Source organism: Curvibacter soli (genome assembly GCF_029211125.1).
In the GTDB taxonomy this organism is placed as follows: domain Bacteria; phylum Pseudomonadota; class Gammaproteobacteria; order Burkholderiales; family Burkholderiaceae_C; genus Curvibacter_A; species Curvibacter_A soli.
This window is the reverse complement of record NZ_JARGEN010000032.1, coordinates 29399-52214: the sequence shown is the minus strand read 5'-3', so window position 1 is coordinate 52214 and position 22816 is coordinate 29399. Positions and strand designations below refer to the sequence as shown.

At 68.8% G+C, this 22816-nt stretch carries 18 protein-coding genes and 1 pseudogene; 6 read left to right on the top strand and 13 right to left on the bottom strand.

Annotated elements, in window-relative coordinates; all coding sequences use genetic code 11:
* Both PY257_RS08175 and PY257_RS08170 read left to right on the top strand, forming a co-directional pair.
* Positions 1-264 (top strand): annotated as a pseudogene (locus PY257_RS08175) (hypothetical protein); the annotation flags it as partial.
* 66 nt (positions 265-330) lie between these two features.
* Positions 331-1314, top strand: coding sequence for a Bug family tripartite tricarboxylate transporter substrate binding protein (locus PY257_RS08170; RefSeq protein ID WP_419095675.1), 984 nt, complete (start codon positions 331-333; stop codon positions 1312-1314).
* Between the two features lie 446 nt (positions 1315-1760).
* Here the strand turns inward: PY257_RS08170 and PY257_RS08165 are convergent, their stop codons facing one another.
* From PY257_RS08165 to PY257_RS08115, 11 genes are all read right to left on the bottom strand, one after another.
* Positions 1761-2825: an NAD(P)/FAD-dependent oxidoreductase gene (locus tag PY257_RS08165; protein WP_275740774.1), complete on the bottom strand. Its 1065-nt coding sequence runs from the start codon at positions 2823-2825 to the stop codon at positions 1761-1763.
* Between the two features lies 1 nt (position 2826).
* Positions 2827-3153, bottom strand: a complete 327-nt coding sequence (fdxA, locus tag PY257_RS08160) for a ferredoxin FdxA (protein ID WP_275740772.1) — start codon at positions 3151-3153, stop codon at positions 2827-2829.
* 40 nt (positions 3154-3193) lie between these two features.
* Positions 3194-4513, bottom strand: a complete 1320-nt coding sequence (locus PY257_RS08155; RefSeq protein WP_275740770.1) for a sulfate adenylyltransferase subunit 1 — start codon at positions 4511-4513, stop codon at positions 3194-3196.
* A gap of 135 nt (positions 4514-4648) precedes the next feature.
* Positions 4649-5602, bottom strand: coding sequence for a sulfate adenylyltransferase subunit CysD (gene cysD / locus PY257_RS08150; protein WP_275740769.1), 954 nt, complete (start codon positions 5600-5602; stop codon positions 4649-4651).
* A complete protein-coding gene (locus PY257_RS08145; protein WP_275740768.1) occupies positions 5599-6351 on the bottom strand; it encodes a phosphoadenylyl-sulfate reductase in 753 nt (250 codons plus the stop codon). The genes cysD and PY257_RS08145 overlap by 4 nt, the downstream gene beginning before the upstream one ends.
* A gap of 4 nt (positions 6352-6355) precedes the next feature.
* Positions 6356-6748 (bottom strand): DUF934 domain-containing protein, encoded by a 393-nt coding sequence (locus tag PY257_RS08140; protein ID WP_275740778.1) that lies wholly within the window; start codon positions 6746-6748, stop codon positions 6356-6358.
* An 8-nt stretch (positions 6749-6756) separates the two neighbouring features.
* Complete coding sequence (locus PY257_RS08135) at positions 6757-8520, bottom strand: nitrite/sulfite reductase (protein WP_275740766.1); 1764 nt, start codon at positions 8518-8520, stop codon at positions 6757-6759.
* Positions 8521-9207: 687 nt separating this feature from the next.
* Positions 9208-9900, bottom strand: a complete 693-nt coding sequence (locus tag PY257_RS08130; RefSeq protein WP_275740764.1) for a P-loop NTPase family protein — start codon at positions 9898-9900, stop codon at positions 9208-9210.
* Between the two features lie 79 nt (positions 9901-9979).
* A complete protein-coding gene (locus PY257_RS08125) occupies positions 9980-10879 on the bottom strand; it encodes a transglutaminase family protein (protein ID WP_275740762.1) in 900 nt (299 codons plus the stop codon).
* A gap of 31 nt (positions 10880-10910) precedes the next feature.
* The gene (mnmC, locus tag PY257_RS08120) at positions 10911-12791 is read right to left on the bottom strand and encodes a bifunctional tRNA (5-methylaminomethyl-2-thiouridine)(34)-methyltransferase MnmC2/FAD-dependent 5-carboxymethylaminomethyl-2-thiouridine(34) oxidoreductase MnmC1 (RefSeq protein WP_275740760.1); all 1881 of its coding nucleotides are present in this window, start codon (positions 12789-12791) and stop codon (positions 10911-10913) included.
* Positions 12792-13070 (bottom strand): oxidative damage protection protein, encoded by a 279-nt coding sequence (locus PY257_RS08115; RefSeq protein WP_275740758.1) that lies wholly within the window; start codon positions 13068-13070, stop codon positions 12792-12794.
* A gap of 129 nt (positions 13071-13199) precedes the next feature.
* On the opposite strand from PY257_RS08115, the gene PY257_RS08110 reads away from it, so the two are divergent.
* From PY257_RS08110 to PY257_RS08100, 3 genes are all read left to right on the top strand, one after another.
* Entirely contained in the window at positions 13200-14222 is a 1023-nt protein-coding gene (locus PY257_RS08110; protein ID WP_275740757.1) for a sulfate ABC transporter substrate-binding protein, read from the top strand.
* 181 nt (positions 14223-14403) lie between these two features.
* Positions 14404-14619, top strand: coding sequence for a TOBE domain-containing protein (locus PY257_RS08105; RefSeq protein ID WP_275740755.1), 216 nt, complete (start codon positions 14404-14406; stop codon positions 14617-14619).
* Between the two features lie 149 nt (positions 14620-14768).
* The gene (locus tag PY257_RS08100; protein ID WP_275740753.1) at positions 14769-14963 is read left to right on the top strand and encodes a hypothetical protein; all 195 of its coding nucleotides are present in this window, start codon (positions 14769-14771) and stop codon (positions 14961-14963) included.
* A gap of 39 nt (positions 14964-15002) precedes the next feature.
* On the opposite strand, the gene PY257_RS08095 is transcribed toward PY257_RS08100, so the two are convergent.
* Entirely contained in the window at positions 15003-17615 is a 2613-nt protein-coding gene (locus PY257_RS08095; RefSeq protein ID WP_275740751.1) for a [protein-PII] uridylyltransferase, read from the bottom strand.
* A 68-nt stretch (positions 17616-17683) separates the two neighbouring features.
* A complete protein-coding gene (map, locus tag PY257_RS08090) occupies positions 17684-18499 on the bottom strand; it encodes a type I methionyl aminopeptidase (RefSeq protein ID WP_275740749.1) in 816 nt (271 codons plus the stop codon).
* A 177-nt stretch (positions 18500-18676) separates the two neighbouring features.
* On the opposite strand from map, the gene purL reads away from it, so the two are divergent.
* Positions 18677-22711 (top strand): phosphoribosylformylglycinamidine synthase, encoded by a 4035-nt coding sequence (purL, locus tag PY257_RS08085; RefSeq protein ID WP_275740747.1) that lies wholly within the window; start codon positions 18677-18679, stop codon positions 22709-22711.
* Positions 22712-22816 lie beyond the last annotated feature (105 nt).

Below are 22816 nucleotides of genomic sequence, written 5' to 3'. Positions count from 1 at the left end.
TTCGTTGCTCTCAGACTACTTGCGTCAGGAACTCAGAAGTCCATCGCTCTCCATGGCTTTTGCGTAAGTCCTACCTTGAAGTCCAATGCGAACCTGGCCAAGTCCCCCGCGCGAACGCTGCGGACCAAAAGCAACCATGTTTTCATGGTCATGTACGCCACCTTCAGGCTTGAATGCCTGAGCATTATGAACAAGCTCAATCCCTTTGCGCTTTGTCGCAAGCTTCTCATCAACGCATCGCGCACCGCCTACGCCCAGCTTTAGCTTTTCAGGGCGGCTGCGTAACATCAGTGAATAATCAGTGAAGTTAACCAACCCGAGGCAATCCCCATGAGCATGGATATTTCCCGCCGCACCCTAGTGCAAGCGGGCACCACCGCATTGGCCAGCATGGCCTTGCCCTCCCTGGCGCAGACAGATTGGCCGAGCAAGCCGATCAAGATCATCGTGCCCTACACGGCAGGGGGCTTCACCGACCAAATGGCGCGCCTGTTGCAGGTGGGGCTGCAAAAAGCATTGGGCCAGCCCATCGTCATCGACAACAAGCCCGGCGCCAACAGCATCATCGGCGTCGATGCGGTGGCCAAGGCGGCGCCCGACGGGCACACCTTTGGCGTGGTGATCGCGGCCTATGCGGCCAACACCAGCCTGTACCCCAAGCTGCCCTACAACCCGCGCAAAGACTTGGTGGGCGTGTCGCTGATGGGCGTCTCGCCGCTGCTGGCGGCGGTTCCCAACAACGCGCCGTTCAAGAATACCAAAGAACTCGTGGAGTATGCTAAGGCCAACCCGGGCAAGATCAGCTTTGGTTCGTCGGGCACGGGCTCGGCCGCGCACCTGACCGGCGAACTCATGAAGGCGCTGACCAAGACCTATATGGTGCACATCCCCTACCGGGGCGCATCGCCCGCTTTCGCCGACCTGCTCGGCGGCCAGATTCAGCTGTTCTTTGATGCACCCACCGGCCTGATCCAGGCGGGAAAGTCGGGCCGCGTGCGCCTGATCGGCGTCTCGGGCGACAAGCGCCTGCCCGCTGCGCCCGATGTGCCAACTTTTGTCGAGCAGGGTATTCCTGGCCTGATCGGCAGCACCTGGGCCAGCATGATCGCGCCCGCGGGCACGCCGCGCGACATCATCAATCGCATGTCGGCGGCAGTAAACCAGATCATCCACAGCGAAGAGACCCGCGCCAAGCTCGAAGCCATGGGTACGTTTGCCGAAGGCACCACGCCCGAGGCCTGCGACGCTTTTATTGCGGCGGAGACGACTAAGTGGGGCAAGGTGATTCGCGATGCCGGGGTGACGCTGGAGTGAGGTTGCCCCCTGGAAAGTGGAGTTCTTAGTCCCATGCCTTTCAACGTCTTTGCTCAGCCTTCTCGATAACGCGGGCCGTAATGTGTCAATGACTTTGCGTCACCCGGGAACATTAACCTGAATCCGTGAGCTCAACTGTATTTGTTCTTGATTTATCTTTATAAATCAAAGATTTACGTGTGCAATGGCGTCCAGCCTGCCCCCAGAGCATCACGCCGGCGCATAGCGCTCTCACCCACGAGGTGAACCCCATCGAAAGCCGGCAACGCCTGATTGCATGCGGCCTGGCAAGGGATGCGAAGCGGTCAACTGCCGTTTCCAGGATCATCGGGTCGTACTGCCAGCACGGCACCCATGGGCAGTTCCATTCCGGGTTCAAGACGGGCATGAGGCGGCACGGTGCCCTGACCAGCGACTGCGAGCCATCCCGGCAACAGCAGGGTGTTCTACGCCGCCGTGCCGTGCTGCGGGCTGGCAACGCCCAGCAGCGCATGCAGGTGTGTGCTGGTCGTCGTGTACTGCAACGCAATCTTCTCGCCGGGCCGCAGATGCTCCGCCGCGCTGAATGCAGCCAGCGCGGCTTCGTGAAAGGCGCAGAGGATCAGCTTGCGCTTGCCCGGGTACGTCACCACGTCGCCCACGGCGAACACGCCGGGCAGGCTGGTGGCGAAGCTTGCAGCGTCGACGGCAAGCTGCTTGCGCTCCATCGCCAGCCCCCAGTGCGCGAGCGGCCCCAGGCGCGGCGACAGGCCGAGCCAGGCCAGCAGCAGCCGGGCCGGCAGCGCGTGCTCGGTGCCTTCGGCGTCGGTGACGCGCAGCGCTGCCAGTTGGCCGGATGCATCTAGCGCATGCCCCGTGACCTGACCCGCGATGAAGTGAATGCGCCCCGCCGCGCGCAGGGCCGCAAGGCGCTCCATGTTGTGCGGCGCGGCCTGTAGCACCTCGCGGCGGTACAGCAGGGTGACATGGGCGCCGGCATCGGCCAGATGGAAGGCGCGTTCCAGCGCCACGTCGTCGTCGCCATACACCGCCACGGGCTGGCCGGCCCAATCGGCAAGGGTGGCGGGCTCCCCGTCGAGGTGGTAGCGCACGAACGCCTCGGCCTGCGGCACCGGCAGGGCGCGCGGCACGAAGGCGCCCACGCCCGCCGCGATGACCACCGTGCGCGCCAGCAGCCGGGTGCCGCCCATGGTTTCCAGCAGCAGCCGGCCATCGGCCTGCGGCGCGAGCGCCGCGACCTCCTGCCCAAGGTGGTAGACGGGCGCGAACGGCGCGGCCTGCCGTTGCAGACGTTCGGCCAGTTCCTGGCCGGTGCAGAACGGCAGCGCGGGGATGTCGTAGATCGGCTTGTCGGGATACAGCTCGGCGCACTGGCCGCCCGCGTGGGGCAGTGCGTCGATGACGTGGGCGCGGATGCCGTGCAGACCCAGTTGAAAGACCTGGAACAGCCCGGCGGGGCCGGCGCCGATGACGGCGGCATCCGTCTCGATGGGCGCCGGTGCTGCGGCCACGTCAGCGGATCAGTTCAGCCAGCTTGCCGGGTTTGCCGTTCCACTCGTCGGCGTCGGGCAGCGCGGGCTTGCGCTTGGTGATGCTCTTCCAGCCCGCCTGGGTGAGTTCGGCGTTGAGCTTGATGAAGGCCAGTTGATCGGCGGGCACGTCTTCCTCGGCGAAGATGGCGTTGGCCGGGCATTCGGGAATGCACACGGCGCAGTCGATGCATTCATCGGGGTCGATGATGAGGAAGTTCGGGCCTTCGCGGAAGCAATCGACGGGGCAAACGTCCACGCAATCGGTGTATTTGCACTTGATGCAGTTTTCGGTGACGACGTGGGTCATGTTCTGTAGGGGAGGGGCAAGTCGGGCGTAGCCGCGTATTTTAAGAGCGCACCAAGACCGCGCCGGCGGTGCGGTGGCTGGCGGTGTCCACCAGGATCAGCGCGCCCAGCGTGCGGGCCTGCTCGAACGGCAGCACGGCCAGCGGCTCCTGCAGCGTCAGTTCCACGCGGCCTATGGCGTTGGGGCCCAGCTCGTCGGCCTCCTGCTGCGCCAGGGTGGTGATGTCGAGCCGGTGCAGGATGCGCTTGGCGCGTGCCTTGACCCAGCGGTGGCCGTGCAGCGCCCAGTACGCGCGGCCCGCGACCAGCGGCTCGTCGTCGAGCCAGGCCACGGTGGCGGTGATCTCGCGCTGCGGCGCGAAGGCGCCGGGCGCCAGCAGCCAGTCGCCGCGCGACACGTCCACCTCGCGCTCCAGGGTGATGCCGGCGCTGTGCCCCGCCGCCACCGCGCCGGGGCGGCGCACGGTGTCGAGCACCTGCGCCACCGTGGCCGTCTGGCCGCCGGGAAACACGGTTACTGCCTGCCCCACGGCCACGGCGCCCGCGGCCACGCGGCCCCAGAAAATGCGCCGGCCTTGCGAGATGTCCGACGATGCGGAAAACTTCTCCACCCACTGCACGGGGAAGGCGAACGGCGCCTGCGCATCGGCGGGCGTGGCGGGCAACTGTTCCAGCAACTGCAGCAGGCCCGGGCCCTCGTAGCCGGCCCAGCCTGGCCGGGCATCGACCACGTTCCAGCCCTGCAGGGCCGACACCGGCACCGCCGCGCGCACGGCGATACCCGCGGCCTCGGCGAAGGCTGCGAGCGCGGCGCGGATATGGGCGAAGGCCAGCGCCGCGTCGTCCACCGCGTCGAGCTTGTTGACGGCGAATACCAGCGAGGGCACGCGCAGCAGGTGCGCCAGCAGGCTGTGGCGGCGGGTCTGGGGCAGCAGTTCCAGGGCAGGGTTGCGCCAGTCGAGCTTGGTGGCATCGACCAGCACCACGGCGGCGTCGGCGCTGCTGGCGGCCGTGACCATGTTGCGCGTGTACTGCTCGTGGCCCGGCGCGTCGCCGATGATGAACTTGCGCGACTCGGTGGCGAAGTAGCGGTAGGCCACGTCGATGGTGATGCCCTGTTCGCGCTCGGCGGACAGACCGTCGGTCAGCAGCGCCAGGTCGGTGGTGCCCGCGCGCTGTACGCCGGCCAGGTGGTCTTGCAGCACGGCGCGGCTGTCCACCAGCAGGCGGCCGATCAGCGTGCTCTTGCCGTCGTCCACGCTGCCGCAGGTGATGAAGCGCAGCGCGGCTTCATGGTCATTTCGGCCTCCAGCGCTTGTTGCGCCTGCGGTGGCAGCTATGTTTTCAGTAGCATTCGTCATATGCGTTACCTTTGTTCGCAGGATCGCCCATTCCAGAAACGCCGCGGAACTGGCGTTGCCAGGCCGCTGGCGTTGCCCCCCGCAAAGGGGTGGCGCAGCGACACGCAGTGCGCGCAGCCCGGGGGTGTGCCTACGCTAAAAATATCCGTCCCTCTTGCGCTTTTCCATCGAGGCGTCGGATGTCCTGTCGTCCATGCGCGTGGCGCCGCGCTCGCTCACGTCGGCAGCCAGGGTCTCGACCACCACGGCGTCGGCGTCGGCGGCCAGGCTGGGCACGGGGCAGGTGCAGGTGATGTCGCCCACGGTGCGGAAGCGCACGTCGCGGGTGACCACCTGCTCGCCCTCGCGCGGCGGGGTCAGCGGCGTGACGGGCACCAGCAGGCCCCGGCGCTCCACCACCTCGCGGCGGTGGGTGTAGTAGAGCGCGGGCAGGGCCACCGGCTCGCGGGCGATGTACTGCCACACGTCCAGCTCGGTCCAGTTGCTGATGGGGAAGACGCGGAAGTGCTCGCCGGGCGCCAGGCGGGTGTTGAACAGCGTCCACAGTTCGGGCCGCTGGTCCTTGGGTTGCCACTGGCCGAAGCTGTCGCGGTGGCTGAAGATGCGCTCCTTGGCGCGGGCCTTTTCCTCGTCGCGGCGGGCGCCGCCGATCAGGGCGTCGAAGCGGAACTCCTCGATGGCTTCGAGCAGCGTGACCGACTGGTGCACGTTGCGCGATTCGTCGGGACGCGCCAGGCGCACGGTGCCGCGCTTCATCGAGTCTTCGACGCTGCGCACGATCAACTCGGCGCCCAGTTCCCGCGCCCGCTGGTCGCGCAAGGCCGTGACCTCGGGGAAGTTGTGGCCGGTGTCGATCATCAGCAGCGGGTAGGGGATGCGCCCGCCGCCGCAGGGGCCGATCCTGCTGCCGAAGGCTTTTTCTGCGCACCGCAGCAGCACCAGCGAGTCCTTGCCGCCCGAGAACAGCAGCGCCGGGCGCTCGAAGGCGGCGGCGACTTCGCGCAGGATGAAGATGGCCTCTTCCTCCAGCGCGTCGAGGTGGGCATTGCTCAGGTGCCCCGGTGCCTGGGGTTCGGTGCGGGCGTTCATGCGTGGGTTTCCCGGATCGCAATCATGGGGACGGTGCTGGCGTGGTCGGCATGCAGGCCGCATTCCTTGGCGCCTTCCTGCTCCCACCACCAGCGGCCCGAGCGGAAGTCCTCGCCGATGCTGATGGCGCGGGTGCACGGCGCGCAGCCGATGCTGGGCATGAACTGGTCGTGCAGCGGGTTGTAGGGCACGCCGCGCAGGGCGATGTAGTGCCACACGTCGCCCCAGGTCCAGTCGGCCAGCGGGTTGATCTTGGCGCGGCCCTGGCCGGGCTCGATGTCGGCCACGTCGGCGCGGGCGTTCGACTGCTCGCGCCGCAGGCCGGTGATCCATCCGTTGTGGCCGGCCAGTGCGCGCTCCAGCGGTTCCATCTTGCGGATGTGGCAGCACTGCCGGCGCAGGTCGATGCTCTGGTACATGGCGTCTTCGCCATGCGCGGCGGTGAAGGCGGCGGCCTCGGCGGCGTCGGGGCGGTAGACCTCCACCGCGCGCCGGTAGTGCGCGCGCAGGCGGTCGACCAGTGCCAGGGTTTCGGGGTGCAGCCTGCCCGTATCGAGCACGAAGATGGCGCTGGCGATGCCGCCGCGCTGCAGCAGGTCGGTGACCACCATGTCCTCGGCGCCCAGGCTCGACGCCTGGGTCAGCGGCGCGAACTCGCGCTGCGCGCGCGCCAGCAGCGCGAGCGATGCCTCGACCTTGCGGTCGAAACCGGCCGAAGCCTGGTGGGCGTAGAGGTCGATCGCGCCCATGGCGTCAGTCCTTCTGTGGCGATGTCTCGCGGAAATGCGGCAGGTGCGCCACGTCGCCCTGGTAGAAGCCCTTGAAGCGGTCGAACTGGGCTTTGGCATCGGCGGCGTTCACGCCGTCCTTCAGCACGGCGCTGGAAAAGCCGGTGCGCTCCATCTGCACCAACTGATCGATCAATACGTCGCCGGTGGCGCGGATGTCGCCCGCGAAGCCGCGCCGTCGGCGCAGCAGGTAGGCCTGGCTGTAGGCGCGGCCATCGTTGAAGTCGGGGAACTCCAGGTCGATGCGGGCCACGCCGTCGAGCGGCAGCGCCAGCGGGTCGGCGTCGTTGGGCAGCGCGACGACGGCGCTCGCGCCCGCGGCGGGCGGCTGGTGGTCGTGGGACGAAAGGATTTTCAGCATGGTCGTCATGCGGCCTCTTCCTCGGCGGGGATGCGCGCGGCGTTGGCGGCGTCCTTGAACGGCTGCAGCCCCAGGCGGCGCACGGCGGCGATGAAGGTTTCGCGCGGCTGGCGCTGGTCGCGGTAGGTGGCGAGCACGGCCTCGACCACGTCGGGCACCTCGGCGGCGCTGAAAGACGGGCCGATCACCTTGCCCGGCATGGCCTCGCCCGACAGCGCCGAGCCGTCGGAGCCGCCCAGCGTGACCTGGTACCACTCCTTGCCGTCCTTGTCCACGCCCAGGATGCCGATGTGGCCGCTGTGGTGGTGGCCGCAGCTATTGATGCAGCCGCTGATGTGCAGGTCGATCTCGCCGATGTCGTCGAGCTCGTCGAGGTCCTGGTAGCGCTCGGTGATGGCCACGGCGATGGGGATGGAGCGCGCGTTGGCCAGCGCGCACAGATCGCCGCCGGGGCAGGCGATCATGTCGGTGAGCAGATGCACGTTGGCGCTGGCAAAGCCCGCCGCCTTGGCGTCGAGCCACAGCGCATGGAGCTGGTCGGCGCGCACCCAGGGCAGCAGCACGTTCTGGTCGTGCGTTACGCGCGCCTCGCCGGCGCTGTAGCGGTCCGCCAAAACGGCCAGCGTGTCGAGCTGGTCGGCGCTGGCATCGCCGGGCGCCTGGCCGGGGCGCTTGAACGACAGCGTCACGGCGCGCAGCAGCGGGTTGCGGTGCGGCGCCACGTTGCGCTGCAGCCAGCGGGCGAACAGCGGCTCGGGCGCGGCGGGCGTGGGCGCTTCGGCACTGGCGCCGGCCAGGTCCAGCGCGGGCGGCACGAAGCTGGCGGCCACGCGGTCGTATTCGGCCTGCGGGATGGTGTGCGGGCCGCCGTCCAACTCGACGATCTGGCGGAACTCCTGCTCCACCTCGTCGATGTAGCGCTGGCCCTCGGCCTTCACCAGGATCTTGATGCGCGCCTTGTACTTGTTGTCGCGCCGCCCGAAGCGGTTGTACACGCGCACCACGGCTTCCAGGTAGTTCATGATCTGCTGCCAGGGCAGGAACGCGCGCAGCAGCGTGCCGATGACGGGCGTGCGGCCCATGCCGCCGCCTACGCTGACGCGAAAGCCCAGCTCGCCGGCGTCGTTCTTCACCAGGTGCAGCCCCACGTCGTGCCAGCCGGTGGCGGCGCGGTCTTCCGTGGCGCCGATGATGGCGATCTTGAACTTGCGCGGCAGGAAGGCGAACTCGGGGTGCAGCGAGCTCCACTGGCGCAGGATCTCGGCGAACGGGCGCGGGTCGGCGATCTCGTCGGCGGCCACGCCGGCGCGCTCGTCGGTGGTGATGTTGCGGATGCAGTTGCCGCTGGTCTGGATGCCGTGCATGTCCACGCTGGCCAGCAGGTCCATCACGTCGGCGCTTTTCGCCAGCGGGATCCAGTTGAACTGCACGTTGGTGCGCGTGGAGAAGTGCGCGTAGTGCGTGGGCAGATAGGTGGTGCCCATGGCGCCTTGCGTGGCCAGGGCGTTGCGGTAGACCTCGGCCTCGGGCTCGTCGTATTCGCGGGCGATGCGCGCCAGCGCGCGGATCTGGCGGCTCGACAGCTCGCCATACGGCACGGCCACGCGCAGCATGGGCGCGTAGCGTTGCACGTACCAGCCGTTCTGCAGCCGCAGCGGGCGGAATTCGTCTTCGCTGAGCGTGCCGGCCTGCCAGCGCTGGAGCTGGTCGCGGAACTGGTCGGCGCGCAGGCGCACGAACTGGCGGTCGAAGTCGGTGTATTGGTACATCGTGGGTGGGATGGATGCAGTGCGCGCCGGCGGCTGGATGCCGGTTTCCAGGCAAGGCCCGACTGTAAAAGCTTGCCATAGATCGGCAAACTATTTATTTTTTAGCGCCTTATGCTGATAAACATATTAGCAAGTGCTGGCGCGGGTTTCGGGGCGGTTGATCCAGGTTCATCCTGGAAACGGCAGTTGGATGCGCCTGCCGGTGCCGTGATCGGGGGGCCAGGCAAGGCTGAGCGCAGCGGCTCCAACAGCACCTGCGTGCTGTTGGACAGCGCGAAGAAGGCCTGTCTCCGGCAGGCCTGCGCCCTGCAAGGGAGACGACGCGGCGGGCTACTGCCCGCAAGGAGGAGCAACGCCGCATGGCGCGCCGAGCGCGGTGCTGGCAGGTGCATAGCGCTCTCACCCACGAGGTGAACCCCATCGAAGCCGGCAACGCTCGATTTGATGCGGCCTGACAAGGGATACGAAGCGGTCAACTGCCGTTTCCAGGTTCATGGCTTATGCGGGATAAGGGCTGCTCTGCGGCAACGCCTCGGGGGTTCACCATGGCCGTGGCGGCGGCTGCAAAGTGCGCCAGCGCTGCCGCATTTTTCGATGGCAACCATATACTCCCCTATATGCTATCTGCCGCCGCAGTATTTTCGGGCGAAAGATATGGGTACTCCTGGGGAGTATATCGTTTTGCGCCTACAGCACCAGCGTGTCGAACTGCCCGTACACCGCCGCCAGCCAGGTCTTGACGCGCTGGCGCTCCAGCAGGCCCAGCGCGTGCGGGCTGGCCTTGTCGTTCACGGCCTTCCAGAAGCTGGTGTTCTGCGCGTCGATCTTGCGCATGCTGGCGTCGTGCAGGCGCGGCAGCGTGATGGTGCGGGCGCCGAGCGCGGCGGCGCGGGCGTAGCCGGGCGATGCTTGCAGCAGGCCGAAGTCGCTGCCGCGGCCTTCGTTGCGCACCACGATGTAGTTCGGGCGCTCGCCGAAGGTGCCGACCAGGTGGCCCAGCAGGTCGCTGGCGTCCTTGCCGTCGTCGGCCACGTGCCAGAAGTTGACGGCCACGCCGAGTTCGGCGAACACGTCGAACAGGCTGGAGGCCTCGATCCAGCCGGCCAGCGGCGCCAGCGTCTGCGCGGCCAGGTCCACCACCACGCTCTGGTCGGGGCTGTCCTCGAATCCATTCACGATGCTGTCCAGGCCCTCGAAGCTGTCCACCGCCACGGGCGAGGCATAGCCGTCGTAGAAGCGGGTGAAGGAGCCGTGCGAGCGGTCGGTGTCGAAGCCGGTGAACGCGCGGCCATGGTCGATGAAGTACTGCGCCAGCAGCCGCGAGGTGACGGACTTGCCGACACCGCCCTTTTCACCGCCGATGAAATTGATGGAACCCATGAAGAAGTGCCTGGAGAAAGTGGGGGGATGGATGAGCCGGCATTCTAGGGGCCGCCCATGACGGGAGCCGGCGGCTCCATCAGTCATCGACGCGCCGCACGTTGACCTGCACCTCCATGTCCTGGTAGGCGCCGACGCCGCCGAACCAGCTCCCGGACACCGGCGCGGCCTGCGCCGGGTCGCGCGCCACGCCCACGCGGATGAGCTGTGCGCTGGCGCTGGTGAGGTTGTTGGTCGGGTCGTAGGCCACCCAGCCCGCGCCGGGCAGATAGGCCTGCAGCCAGGCGTGGGTGGCGCCCGCGCCCACGGTCGGCTGGCCGTCGGGGCCGGGGGCGCCGTCGAGCGCCGCGTCGTACAGGTAGCCCGAGACGAAGCGCGTGGCCACGCCCAGGCGGCGCGCGGCCTCCATCATCAGCAGGGCATAGTCGCGGCAGGTGCCGCGCCCGTACTCCAGCGTCTCCAGCGGGGTCTGCGTTCCCTCCTCGTGGCGCACGGTGTATTCGAGCGTCTGGCCGATGTGCGCGTTCATGCGCGCCAGCACCTCGCGCGTGGCGTTGGGCGTGTTGCTGAACAGGAACTGGCGGGCCCAGCGGATCAGCACGCCGTCGGGGTCGTCGTGGTAGGGGCGCAGGTAGTGCTCCAGGTCCAGCCGGTCCTGCACCGAGTAGGCGAAGGGCATGAACTCGGCGGAGGGCTCCAGCACCGGCAGGGCTTCGGTGGCCGGCACATGTTCGATGCTGAAGGCGCAGACCACGCGCAGTTCCGTGGCCTCGCCCTCGGGCTGCACCAGCGCGATGGAGTTGGACAGCGGGTCCTGGATCATGCGCACCGTGGCCTTGGGGCTGACCTGCAGGTCGGTGGCCAGCACACGCAGGTCGTGGCTGTCGCGCGGGCGGAACATCACGCGGTGCAGGCCAAAGCGCACGGGCTGCTTGTAGCGGTAGGTGGTGGTGTGGGTGATGTCGTAGCGGAAGGCCATGCGAAGACTCCTCGAAAGATGGGCCCAGGGTCTACCGCGCCGCGCCGCGCCGCGCGTCCAGCGCCCGCGCAAGCGTATCCGGTATCGGCAGCGGCTCGCCATGCCAGCGCGCGGCCAGCAGTTCGGCGCACAGCACGCAGAAGGTCAGCCCGCGCGAGCCGAGCGCCGTGCTCACCCACAGGCCGGGCGCCTCGGCGGGCTGCGGCTCGCCGGCCAGCGGGCGGCGGTCCGCCGAGGCGCAGCGCACCCCGGCCCAGGCGTGCACGCGGCCCGCGGCGAACCGGGGCGCGAGCTTTTCCGCCGCCGCCGGGTGCAGGCGCGCCAGCCGCGCCTGGTTGGCGGCGGTGCCGCTGTCGCGCAGGTCGCAGCCGGTGTCGTCGCGCTCGAAAGTGGCGCCGGTGAGCCAGATGCTGCCGCCGGGCCGCGGCATTTGCGTGACGAGGTGCCCGTCGCCGTTGAGCGCCATGGCGGGCAGGCCGTCCGCCGCGCCGTGCGGCCCCCATGCCAGTTGGCCGCGCACGGGCTGCAGCGGCAGGGCGGGCAGGAAGCGCCCGCTCGCCGGACCCGCCGCGATGACCACGCGGTCCGCCTGCGCCAGCACGCGGCCCGCCGCATCGTGCAGGCGCCAGCCGGCCGCGCCGCCCGACAGGCGCTCCACCGCGGCACCTGGGGCAAAGCGCACGCCGGGCAGCGCAAGCCATGCGGCCACCAACTGCGCGGGGCAGGCCCAGCCGGCCTGCCGGTGCCACAAGGCGGGCGTATCGGCGGGCAGGCCCACGGCGTGCAGCGCGGCGGCGCCGGCGTGCCAGCTTTCGTTCGGCCCGTGGGCCGACCACGGCGGCGGCAGGCGCGGCGCGGGTTCTTCGCCATGTGCCTCGCGGCGCTCCAGCACGCCATCGCCGCTCCAGCCGCTGCCGGTCTGCAGGTGCTGCTCCAGTTCCTGCCAGAGCATGCGGATGCCCGCACGCGTGAGGCGCGAGAGCAGCGCGTCGTCGGGCGACACGTGGGGCGCGAACACGCCTGCGGGCGCGCCCGACGCTCCCTGGGCCGGCTGCGCGGCGGCGTCCAGCACGTCCACGTGCCAGCCGCGCCGCGCCAGGCTGGCGGCCACCGCCGCGCCGGCCAGGCCCGCACCCACCACGGCGCAGCGCCCGGCGCGCTCCACGGGCCGCGTGGCAGCCGGCGCGCGGCGCGGCGTCCAGGCCGGCTCGAACACGGCTTCGAGCCGCTCGCGCTTGGGGGGCAGGCCGGGCGCCTTGGTGGCCTGGAAGCCCTGCTGCGCCAGCGCGTCGCGCACGGCGCGTGCCACGCTCCAGGTGGCCAGCCGCGTGCCGCGGCGCGCGAACCGGGCCACGGTCTTGAGCGTGTCGGCGGACCACATCTCCGGGTTGCACTGTGGGCGAAAGCCGTCGAGGTAGATGCTGTCGGCGTCGAAGCGCTGGGCACGCAGCATGGGCCGCACGTCGCCCACGCACAGCGTCAGCAACACGCGCCCCGCGTCGAAGGCCAGGCGGTGCAGGCCCGGCAGCAGGCCGTGCCACTGGCCGGCCAGCGCCTGGGCCAGTGGCGCCAGCTCGGCAATGGAAGCGCCTGCGCGCAGCAGGTCGTGCGCGGCGACGGGGTAGGCCTCCACCGATACGAAGTGCAGCAGGCCCGGGCGCGCGGCGTCATTGCGCCAGGCGTGCCAGGTCGCCAGGAAGTTGAGCCCCAGGCCGAAGCCGGTTTCCAGGATGCGCCACTGCGGCTGCCCGGCCCAGGCCGCGGGCAGCCCGCAGCCGCCCAGGAAGACATGGCGCGCCTGCGCCAGCGCGCCGGTGCTGGAGTGGTAGATGTCGCCGAAGCGCGCGCTGCGGGGTTCGCCGTCGGCACCCCAGTCCACCGGCTCGACGGCGTGCGGGGCGGTGGGGGCCATTCAGGTAGTGGAGGGGGGCGGGACATAGCCCGCCGCAGCGTCCGCGCCGGCGCCGAAGAAGTGGTTTTCCATCTGGCGGGCCAGGTACTGGCGGGCGCGCTGGTCGGCCAGGTTCAGGCGGTTTTCGTTGACCAGCATGGTCTGCTGCTTCATCCAGGCGGCCCAGGCTTCCTTGCTGACGTTTTCCCACAGGCGCCGGCCGAGTTCGCCCGGATAGGGGGGGAAGTCTAGACCCTCGGCCTCGTGCCCGAGCTTGATGCAATTCACCATGCGTGCCATCTGTTTACCTTTGAGCCATACGGCTAAGATGATTTTCGAATAACAAACTGAAATCTTATTTGTTCCAGTTTTCAGGAGCGGCTTTGAGAATGGCCCTGCATCACGACAACCCTGCAGAGAAACCTTCCCATGAACAATCGCCGCAACTTTATCAAGATTCCCCTGGCCGCCGTCCTGGCAGGCGCCATGTCCCTGTCGGCGGTGCCGGCCCTGGCCCAGCAGGTGGAACTGCTCAACGTTTCCTACGATCCCACGCGCGAGCTGTACGTCGAGTACAACGCCGCGTTCGCCAAGTACTGGAAGGGCAAGACGGGGCAGGATGTGGCCGTCAAGCAGTCGCACGGCGGCTCGGGCAAGCAGGCGCGCTCGGTCATCGACGGGCTCGACGCCGACGTGGTGACACTGGGCCTGGCGCCCGACGTGAACGCGCTGGTCAAGGTCGGCCTGGTGCATGCCGACTGGCAAAAGCGCCTGCCGCACAACGCCGCGCCCTACACCTCGACCATCATCTTCCTGGTCAAGAAGGGCAATCCCAAGGGCATCAAGGACTGGGACGACCTGGTCAAGCCCGGGGTGGCCGTCATCACGCCCAACCCCAAGACCTCGGCCGGCGCGCAGTGGAACTACCTGGCCGCCTGGGAATACGGCAAGCGCAAGTACGGCGGCGACGCCGGCGCCAAGGATTACGTGGCCAAGGTCTACGGCAATGTGCCGGTGCTCGACACGGGCGCGCGCGGCTCCACGATCACCTTCGCGCAGCGCGGCGTGGGCGACGTGCTGCTGGCCTGGGAGAACGAGGCGTTCCTGGTGCTCAAGGAGTTCGGCGCCGAGAAGTTCGAGATCGTCGTGCCTTCGGTGAGCATCGTGGCCGAGCCGGTCGTGGCCGTCGTCGACAAGAACGTCGACAAGAAGGGCACCCGCAAGGTCGCGGAGGAGTACCTCCAGTACCTGTATTCCGACGAAGGCCAGGACATCGCGGGCAAGAACTACTACCGCCCGAGCAGCGACAAGGCCCGCGCCAAGTACGCCGCCCAGTTCCCCAAGCTCACGCTGTTCACCATCGACCAGGCCTTCGGCGGCTGGCCCAACACCACCAAGGCGCATTTCGCCGACGGCGGGTCGTTCGACCAGATCTACACCAACAAGAAGTAGCCAGGAAACCCCCGAGGTGGCCCAAGCCCTGTTCGGCGATTCGCCGATTCGCCGATTCGGCGGAGCGGGGTGTCTGGGGCGCCCGAGCCCGCCATGCCCGTGCCCGCGTTGTGCGGCTTGATGCTGGGTCACGAAAATCCTGTCGATTTCCTTTCCCCCGCAACCCGAAGAGGTATTTCCCATGTCCATCCAAGCCATCAACGTACGCAACCAGTTCCGCGGCAAGGTCAAGGAGATCATCCGCGGCGACGTGGTCTCCGAGGTCGATGTCGAAACGCCCTGGGGCATCGTCACCTCGGTCATCACCACGCGCTCCGTGGACGAACTGGGCCTCGCGCCCGGCTCGGACGTGGTCGCGCTGGTCAAGTCCACCGAGGTGTCGCTGGCCAAGCTCTGATGCTGATTGCTACTGTTTTTGTAGCTGCCAGCGCAGGTTCCGCCTGCGCTGGAGGCCGATTTGATGCTTATTTCATGGACTGCTTACCACCGCATCGCATTTGAACCTGGAAACGGCAGTTGACCGCTTCGTATCCCTTGCCAGGCCGCATGCAATCGAGCGTTGATGGCTTCGATTGCGTTCACCTCGTGGGTGAGGGCGCCATGCGCCTGCCAGCACCGCGCTCGGCGCGCCATGCGGCGTTGCTCCTCCTTGCGGGCACCAAGCCCGCCGCGTCGTCGCGCCTTGCCTGGCACCCCGATCACGGCACTGGCAGGCGCATCCAACTGCCGTTTCCAGGTTGAATGGCGGAGGGGGAAGCTCCTCCATCAGCGCCGTGGCGCTCACGCCGCCAGCGCCTGCAGCAGTTCCGTCTCTATCGCGATCTGCGCCTTGTTGTGCTGCAGCTCGGGGCCCTGGATCAGGAAGGTGTCCTCGACGCGCTCGCCCAGCGTGGTGACCTTGGCGAGTTGCAGGTTCAGCGCGTGGCGCGCCAGGATGCGTGCCACCAGGTACAGCAGGCCCGTACGGTCGCTGGCAGAGATGGAGAGCAGCCAGCGCTGGGCCTTCTCGTCGGGCGCCAGGCTCACGCGCGGCGCCACGGGGAAGCTCTTGACCCGCCGTGACACGCGCCCGCGCCCCGGCGCCGGCAACGGGCCGGCCTGCTCGATGGCGCGCGCCAGGTCGGCTTCGACCATGCTGGTGAGTTCGCGGTAGTGCTCGGACAGCACCGCGGTGACGATCTGGAAGGTGTCGAGCGCGTAGCCGTCGGTGGTGGTGTGGATCTTCGCGTCCTGGATGCTGAAGCCCGCGTGGTCGAAGTAGCCGCAGATGCGCGCGAACAGGTCGGCCTTGTCGGCCGTGTAGACCAGCACCTGCAGCCCTTCGCCGAACGGCGACATGCGCGCGCGCACCACGGGCCTGGGGCTGCCGAGCATGCGCGAGAGGTGGCGCGTGTGCCAGGCGATCTCGCCGGCGTCGTGGCGCATGAAGTAGCTCACGTCCAGCGTGCTCCACAGCGCCTTGTGCGCGTCGGCGGGCATGGAGTTGAGGGCGAGCTGCACCAGCGCCTCGCGCTTGTGGGCCTCGATGTCGGCGTCGGGGTCGGGCATGTAGCCGCCCAGCACGCGCAGCGTGTAGCGGTACAGGTCTTCGAGCAGCTTGCCCTTCCAGGCGTTCCAGACCTTGGGGCTGGTGCCGCGGATGTCGGCCACGGTCAGCAGGTAGAGCGCGGTCAGGTGGCGCTCGTCGCCCACGCGCTGCGCGAAGGACGCGATCACGTCCGGGTCGCTCAGGTCGGCCTTCTGCGCGATGCGGCTCATGGTGAGGTGCTCGCGCACGAGGAATTCGATCAGCTCGCCGTCCTGCGGCGCCACGCCGTGCGCGCGGCAGAAGGCGCGCGCCTCCACCGCGCCCAGGTCGGAATGGTCGCCGCCGCGGCCCTTTGCGATGTCGTGGAACAGCGCTGCGGCGTACAGGATCCACGGCGCGTCCCAGCCCGCGGCGAGCTGCGAGCACAGCGGGTATTCGTGCGCGTGCTCGGCGATGAAGAAGCGCCGCACGTTGCGCAGCACCATGAGGATGTGCTGGTCCACCGTGTAGACGTGGAACAGGTCGTGCTGCATTTGCCCGACGATGCGGCGGAACACCCACAGGTAGCGCCCGAGCACCGAGGTCTGGTTCATGAGCCGGATGGCGTGGGTGACGCCCTTGGGCTGCTGCAGGATATTCAGGAAGGTGGCGCGGTTCACCGGGTCGCGGCGGAAGCGTGCGTTCATCACGTTGCGCGCGTTGTAGAGCGCGCGCAGGGTGCGCACCGACAGGCCCTGGACGCCCACGGTCTGCTCGTGGACCAGGAAGGTCTCCAGGATGGCGTGCGGGCAGCGCTGGTACAGGTCGTCGCTCGCCACCTCGAGCATGCCGGCCTTGTCGTAGAAGCGGTCGTTGATGCGCCGCAGCGCGTGGGCCGAGGGGCTCAGGCGCTCCTCGATGTTGAGCAGCAGGATCTGGTTGAGCTGGCTCACCGCCTTGGCGGCCCAGTAGTAGCGGCGCATCAGCACCTCGCTGGCGCGCATGGCGGCGCGCGCGGTGCCGGCCTGCCGGCCATCCGGGCCGGGCGGCGTGGCGGCGTAGCCGAAGGATTCGGCCACCGCCGTCTGCAGGTCGAACACCAGCCGGTCCTCGTGCCGGTGGGCGATCAGGTGCAGGCGTGCGCGCACCAGGCTCAGCAGCGCCTCGTTGCGCTTGATATGCCGCACCTCGAACGGCGTGGCCAGGCCCGAGCGCTCCAGCGCGTCCCAGCTACCGCCGAAGCCCGCGGCCTTGCTCACCCACAGGATCACCTGCAGGTCGCGCAGCCCGCCGGGCGACTCCTTGCAGTTGGGCTCCAGCGCGTAGGGCGTGTTCTCGAACTTGTTGTGGCGCTGGCGCAGCTCCAGCGTCTTGGCGATGAAGAAGGCGCGCGGGTCCATGGCTTTCATGAAGCGCGCCCTGAAGGCATCGAACAGCGCAGCGGCGCCCGCGATGCGACGCGCCTCCAGCAAGGCGGTCTGGATGGTCACGTCCTTGGCCGCCTCGGCCAGGCATTCGTCCACGGTGCGCACGCTGGAGCCGATCTCCAGCCCCGTGTCCCAGCAGTTGCCGATGAACGCCTCGATGCGCGCCTGCAGGGCAGGGTCGGCGGCGGGGCCGGCGCCCAGGGGCAGCAGCAGCAGCACGTCCACGTCCGAGTACGGGAACAGCTCGCCGCGGCCGTAGCCGCCCACGGCGATGAGCGCGGCGTCGGGTGCGAAGCCCGCGTGCTGCCACAGCGTGGTGAGCACGTGGTCGGTGAGCCGCGCCAACTGCCGCAGCACCACGTGGACGCCGCGCGCCGACGCGCCGCTGGTGCGCACGGCGTCGAACAGTTGCTCCTTCTTCTGGCGGTAATCGTCCCTCAGCGCTGGTAGTTCGGTCATCTTCTGCTATTTTTCTCGTAGCGACGTGAAGACGCGATCGTAAGCAAGGAACATGCAAGCAAGGGCATTCAGCCCTTCGTGGCAAACCCGGGCGGCGGCGGCGGGCTGCCGGCGGACAGCGTCAGCACCTCGTAGCCGGTGTCGGTGACGAGAACGGTGTGCTCCCACTGCGCCGACAGGCTGTGGTCCTTGGTGACGATGGTCCAGCCATCGTTGCCCAGCTCCTTCACCTCGCGCCGGCCCAGGTTGAGCATGGGCTCGATGGTGAAGGTCATGCCGGGCTTGAGTTCTTCCATGGTGCCGGCGCGGCCGTAGTGCAGCACCTGCGGCTCCTCGTGGAACTTCTTGCCGATGCCGTGGCCGCAGAACTCGCGCACCACCGACAGGCCGTTGCCCTCGGCGAACTTCTGGATCGCCGCGCCCACGTCGCCCAGGTGGGCGCCGGGCCTGACCTGCGCGATGCCGATCCACATGGCCTCGTAGGTCAGGCCGCACAGGCGCCGGGCCGCGATGGAGGCGTCGCCGACCACGTACATGCGGCTGGTGTCGCCGTACCAGCCGTCCTTGGTGATGATGGTGACATCGATGTTCATGATGTCGCCCTTCTTCAGCGGCTTCTCGTTCGGGATGCCGTGGCAGACCACGTGGTTGACCGATGTGCACAGCGCGCCGGGGTAGGGCGGGTAGCCCGGCGGCTGGTAGCCGATGGTGGCCGAGCGCGTGCCCTGCACGTTGACCATGTAGTCGTTGGCCAGGCGGTCGATTTCCTTGGTGCAGACGCCGGCCTTCACGTGGGGCTCGATGTAGTCCAGCACTTCGGATGCCAGGCGGCAGGCTTCGCGCATGCCCGCGATTTCCTCGGGAGTCTTATAGGTGATGCTCATGGTCGGGAATTATCCCATCGGCCCTATTTCCCTACCGTCTATGAGCGCCGTGCGCGGACCTGCGGCCGGTAAAATGCCAGGTTTCACGACAACGCCCACGCCGTTCGCGCGCGGCCCCATTCAGCGGCCCGCAGGCGGCGCGGGCACATGCCGCTCCCACCCATACAGGCCGCCACAGTGACCCTGCACACCACCCAGTTCGAGGGCTGCAACGCTCTGAGCGACTTCCGCGCCCAGCAACTCCTGCCCCGCCTGGCGGCGGTGCACGACAAGATCACCGGCATCGCGGCGCGCTACGTGCACCTCGTGGCCACCGGCGCCGCGCCTGATGCCGCGCTGCGCGAGCGGCTGGCCGCGCTGCTGACCTATGGCGAGCCTTATGCCGGCCCGGTGGAGGGCGGCGAGGCGTTCATCGTCACCCCGCGCCTGGGCACCGTTTCGCCCTGGGCGTCGAAAGCCACCGACATCGCCCGAAATTGCGGACTGGGCGGGCCCGGCGGCCTAGCGGTGCACCGCGTGGAGCGCATCGTCGAATACCGCGTGGCCCTGAAAGGCGGGCTGCTGGGCAGCAAGGCCGCGCTCGACGCCGCGCAGCGCGCGCGGGTGGCGGCGCTGCTGCACGACCGCATGACCGAATCGGTGGTGGCCACGCGCGCCGATGCCGAGGCCCTGTTCACCGAGCTCGCGCCCCAGCCCATGGAATACGTGGACGTGCGGGGCGGCGGCCGGCAGGCGCTGGAGGCGGCCAACGCGCGCTTCGGCCTGGCCCTGGCCGACGACGAGATCGATTACCTGGTGGATGCCTTCACGCGGCTGGGCCGCAACCCCACCGACGTGGAGCTGATGATGTTCGCGCAGGCCAACAGCGAGCACTGCCGCCACAAGATCTTCAACGCCCGGTTCATCATCGACGGCGTGGCGCAGGACAAGAGCCTGTTCGCCATGATCCGCAATACGCACCAGCTCGCGCCCCGGCACACGGTGGTGGCGTACAGCGACAACGCCTCGGTCATGGAGGGCGTGGAGGTCGAACGTTTCATGGCCAAATCGGCCCCCAGCGCAGGTAGTGCAAGCGGTGGAAGCTATGAAAAGAGTAGCGGTGTGAACCATGTGCTGATGAAGGTGGAAACGCACAACCATCCCACGGCCATCTCGCCGTTCCCCGGCGCATCGACCGGTGCGGGCGGCGAGATCCGCGACGAGGGTGCCACGGGGCGCGGCAGCAAGCCCAAGGCCGGGCTGACCGGCTTCACCGTCTCCAGGCTCTGGCCCGCCGCCGGCCAGAGCATTGGCAGGCCCGCGCACATCGCCAGCCCCCTGCAGATCATGACCGAGGGGCCGCTGGGCGGCGCGGCCTTCAACAACGAGTTCGGGCGCCCCAACCTGCTGGGCTATTTCCGCGAATACGAGCAGACCGTGGCCAGCGACGTGGATGTGCAGCAGCGCGGCTACCACAAGCCCATCATGATCGCGGGCGGGCTGGGCAGTATCGACGCGGGACTCACGCAGAAGATCGCCTTCCCCGCCGGCACGCTGCTGATCCAGCTCGGCGGCCCGGGCATGCGCATCGGCATGGGTGGCGGCGCGGCCAGCTCCATGGCCACGGGCGCCAATGCGGCGGAGCTGGACTTCGACTCGGTGCAGCGCGGCAACCCCGAGATCGAGCGCCGCGCGCAGGAGGTCATCAACCACTGCTGGCAGCAGGGCGCGGACAACCCCATCCTGGCGATCCACGACGTGGGCGCGGGCGGGCTGTCCAATGCCTTCCCCGAACTGACCAACGACGCCGGGCGCGGCGCGCGCTTGGACCTGCGCGCCGTGCCGCTGGAGGAATCGGGCCTGTCGCCGAAGGAAATCTGGAGCAACGAAAGCCAGGAGCGCTACGTGCTCGCCATTGCGCCCGCGGCGCTGGAGCAGTTCCGCGCCTTCTGCGAGCGCGAGCGCTGCCCATTTGCCGTGGTGGGCGTGGCCACTGAGGCGCGCGAGCTGGTGGTGGCTGATGCGGGCCAGCCCACACCTGTGGATATGCCCATGGATGTGTTGCTGGGCAAGCCGCCCAAGATGCAGCGCGACGTGCGCCGCATCGCGCGCAACGTGCCGCCGATCGACCTGGGCGGCGTGGCGCTGCAGCAGGCCGCCATCGACGTGCTGGCCCACCCCACGGTGGCGAGCAAGCGTTTCCTCATCACGATTGGCGACCGCACCGTGGGCGGCCTGAGCCACCGCGACCAGATGGTCGGCCCCTGGCAGGTGCCCGTGGCCGACTGCGCCGTGACGCTGGCCGATTACAAGGGCTTTGCCGGCGAGGCCATGAGCATGGGCGAGCGCACGCCGCTGGCCGCCACCAACGCGCCCGCATCCGGCCGCATGGCGGTGGCCGAGGCCATCACCAACCTGCTGGCCGCGCCCATCGAGCTGCCGCGCGTCAAACTCAGCGCCAACTGGATGGCCGCCTGCGGCGAGCCCGGCGAGGATGCCGCGCTCTACGACACGGTGCGCGCGGTGGGCATGGAGCTGTGCCCGGCGCTGGGCATCAGCATTCCCGTGGGCAAGGACAGCCTGTCGATGCGCACGCAGTGGGCCGACGAAGGCGGGAAGAAAAAGGTCACCTCGCCCGTCAGCCTGATCGTGAGCGCCTTCGCCACCCTAGACGACGTGCGCGGCACCCTCACGCCGCAGCTCGACGCGCAGGCGGAGGACACCACGCTGGTGCTGGTGGACCTGGGCCGCGGGCGCAACCGCATGGGCGGCTCCATCCTCGCGCAGGTGCTGGGCCAGCCCGGCGGCGAGGTGCCCGACCTGGACGACGCGCAGGACCTCGTGCGCCTGGTCGATGCCGTGAACGCCCTGCGCGCGCGGGGCCGCATCCTGGCCTACCACGACCGCAGCGACGGCGGCCTGTTCGCTGCCGTATGCGAGATGGCCTTCGCCGGCCACGTGGGCGTGGCCCTCAACGTGGACATGCTGGTCACCGAGGGCGACGGCATCTCCGACAGCCGCATGGAAACCGGCGACGCCAAGAACTGGGCCGCCCAGGTCGGCGCGCGGCGCGAGGAACTCACGCTCAAGGCGCTGTTCAGCGAAGAGATCGGCGTGCTGCTGCAGGTGCGCACCGCCGAGCGCGCGGACGTGATGCAGGTGCTGCGCGAGCATGGCCTGTCCAGGCACAGCCACGTGGTCGGCAAGACCCGCCCCGCCGCCTCGGCCATCGACGCCGGCAAGGGCGAGCTGCAGGTCTGGCGCGATGCCAAGGCCGTGTTCAGCGCCAGCCTGCACGACCTGCACCAGGTCTGGGACAGCGTGAGCTGGAAGATCGCCCGCGAGCGCGACAACCCCGCCTGCGCCGACGCCGAGCATGCCGCCGCAGGAATGCCAAATGACCCCGGAGCGCATGTGGTACTTGCGGAAGGCGCTACAGAAAACGTAGCGGCACCGTATCTGAACCTGTCCAGGCCCCGGGTCGCCATCCTGCGCGAGCAGGGCGTCAACTCGCACGTGGAGATGGCCTATGCCTTCACCGAGGCCGGCTTCGAGGCCTTCGACGTGCACATGACCGACCTGCAGGCCGGCCGGGCCGGCCTGGGCGACTTCCGCGGCATCGTCGCCTGCGGCGGCTTCAGCTACGGCGACACGCTGGGCGCGGGCATCGGCTGGGCGCGCTCCATCACCTTCAACCCGGCGCTGTCGGAGCAGTTCCAGCGCTTCTTCGCGCGCGGCGACACCTTCGGCCTGGGCGTGTGCAACGGCTGCCAGATGTTCGCCGAGCTGGCCGGCATCATCCCCGGCGCGCAGGACTGGCCGCGCTTCACCACCAACCGCAGCGAGCGCTTCGAGGCCCGGCTGTCCATGGTGGAAGTGCTGGATTCGCCGAGCCTGTTCTTCGCCGGCATGGCCGGCAGCCGCCTGCCCATCGCCGTGGCGCACGGCGAGGGTTATGCCAACTTCGCGCAGCGCGGCAACGCCGCGCGGGCAGTGGCCGCGATGCGTTTCGTGGACAACGGCGGCATGCCGACCGAGCAATACCCCTTCAACCCCAACGGCAGCGCGGGTGGCCTGACGGCGGTGACCACGGCGGACGGCCGCTTCACGGCCATGATGCCGCACCCCGAGCGCGTGTTCCGCAACATCCAGATGAGTTGGACCAGCGGCGACAGGAGCGCGCTCAGCCCCTGGATGCGCATCTGGCGCAATGCGCGCAGGTGGGTGGGGTAACGCAGGGAAGCAGGAGTGCTGTCGTCATCGGATGAGGGGTTGGCGCAATCATCCTGGAAACGGCAGTTGACCGCTTCGTATTCCTTGCCAGGCCGCATGAAATCT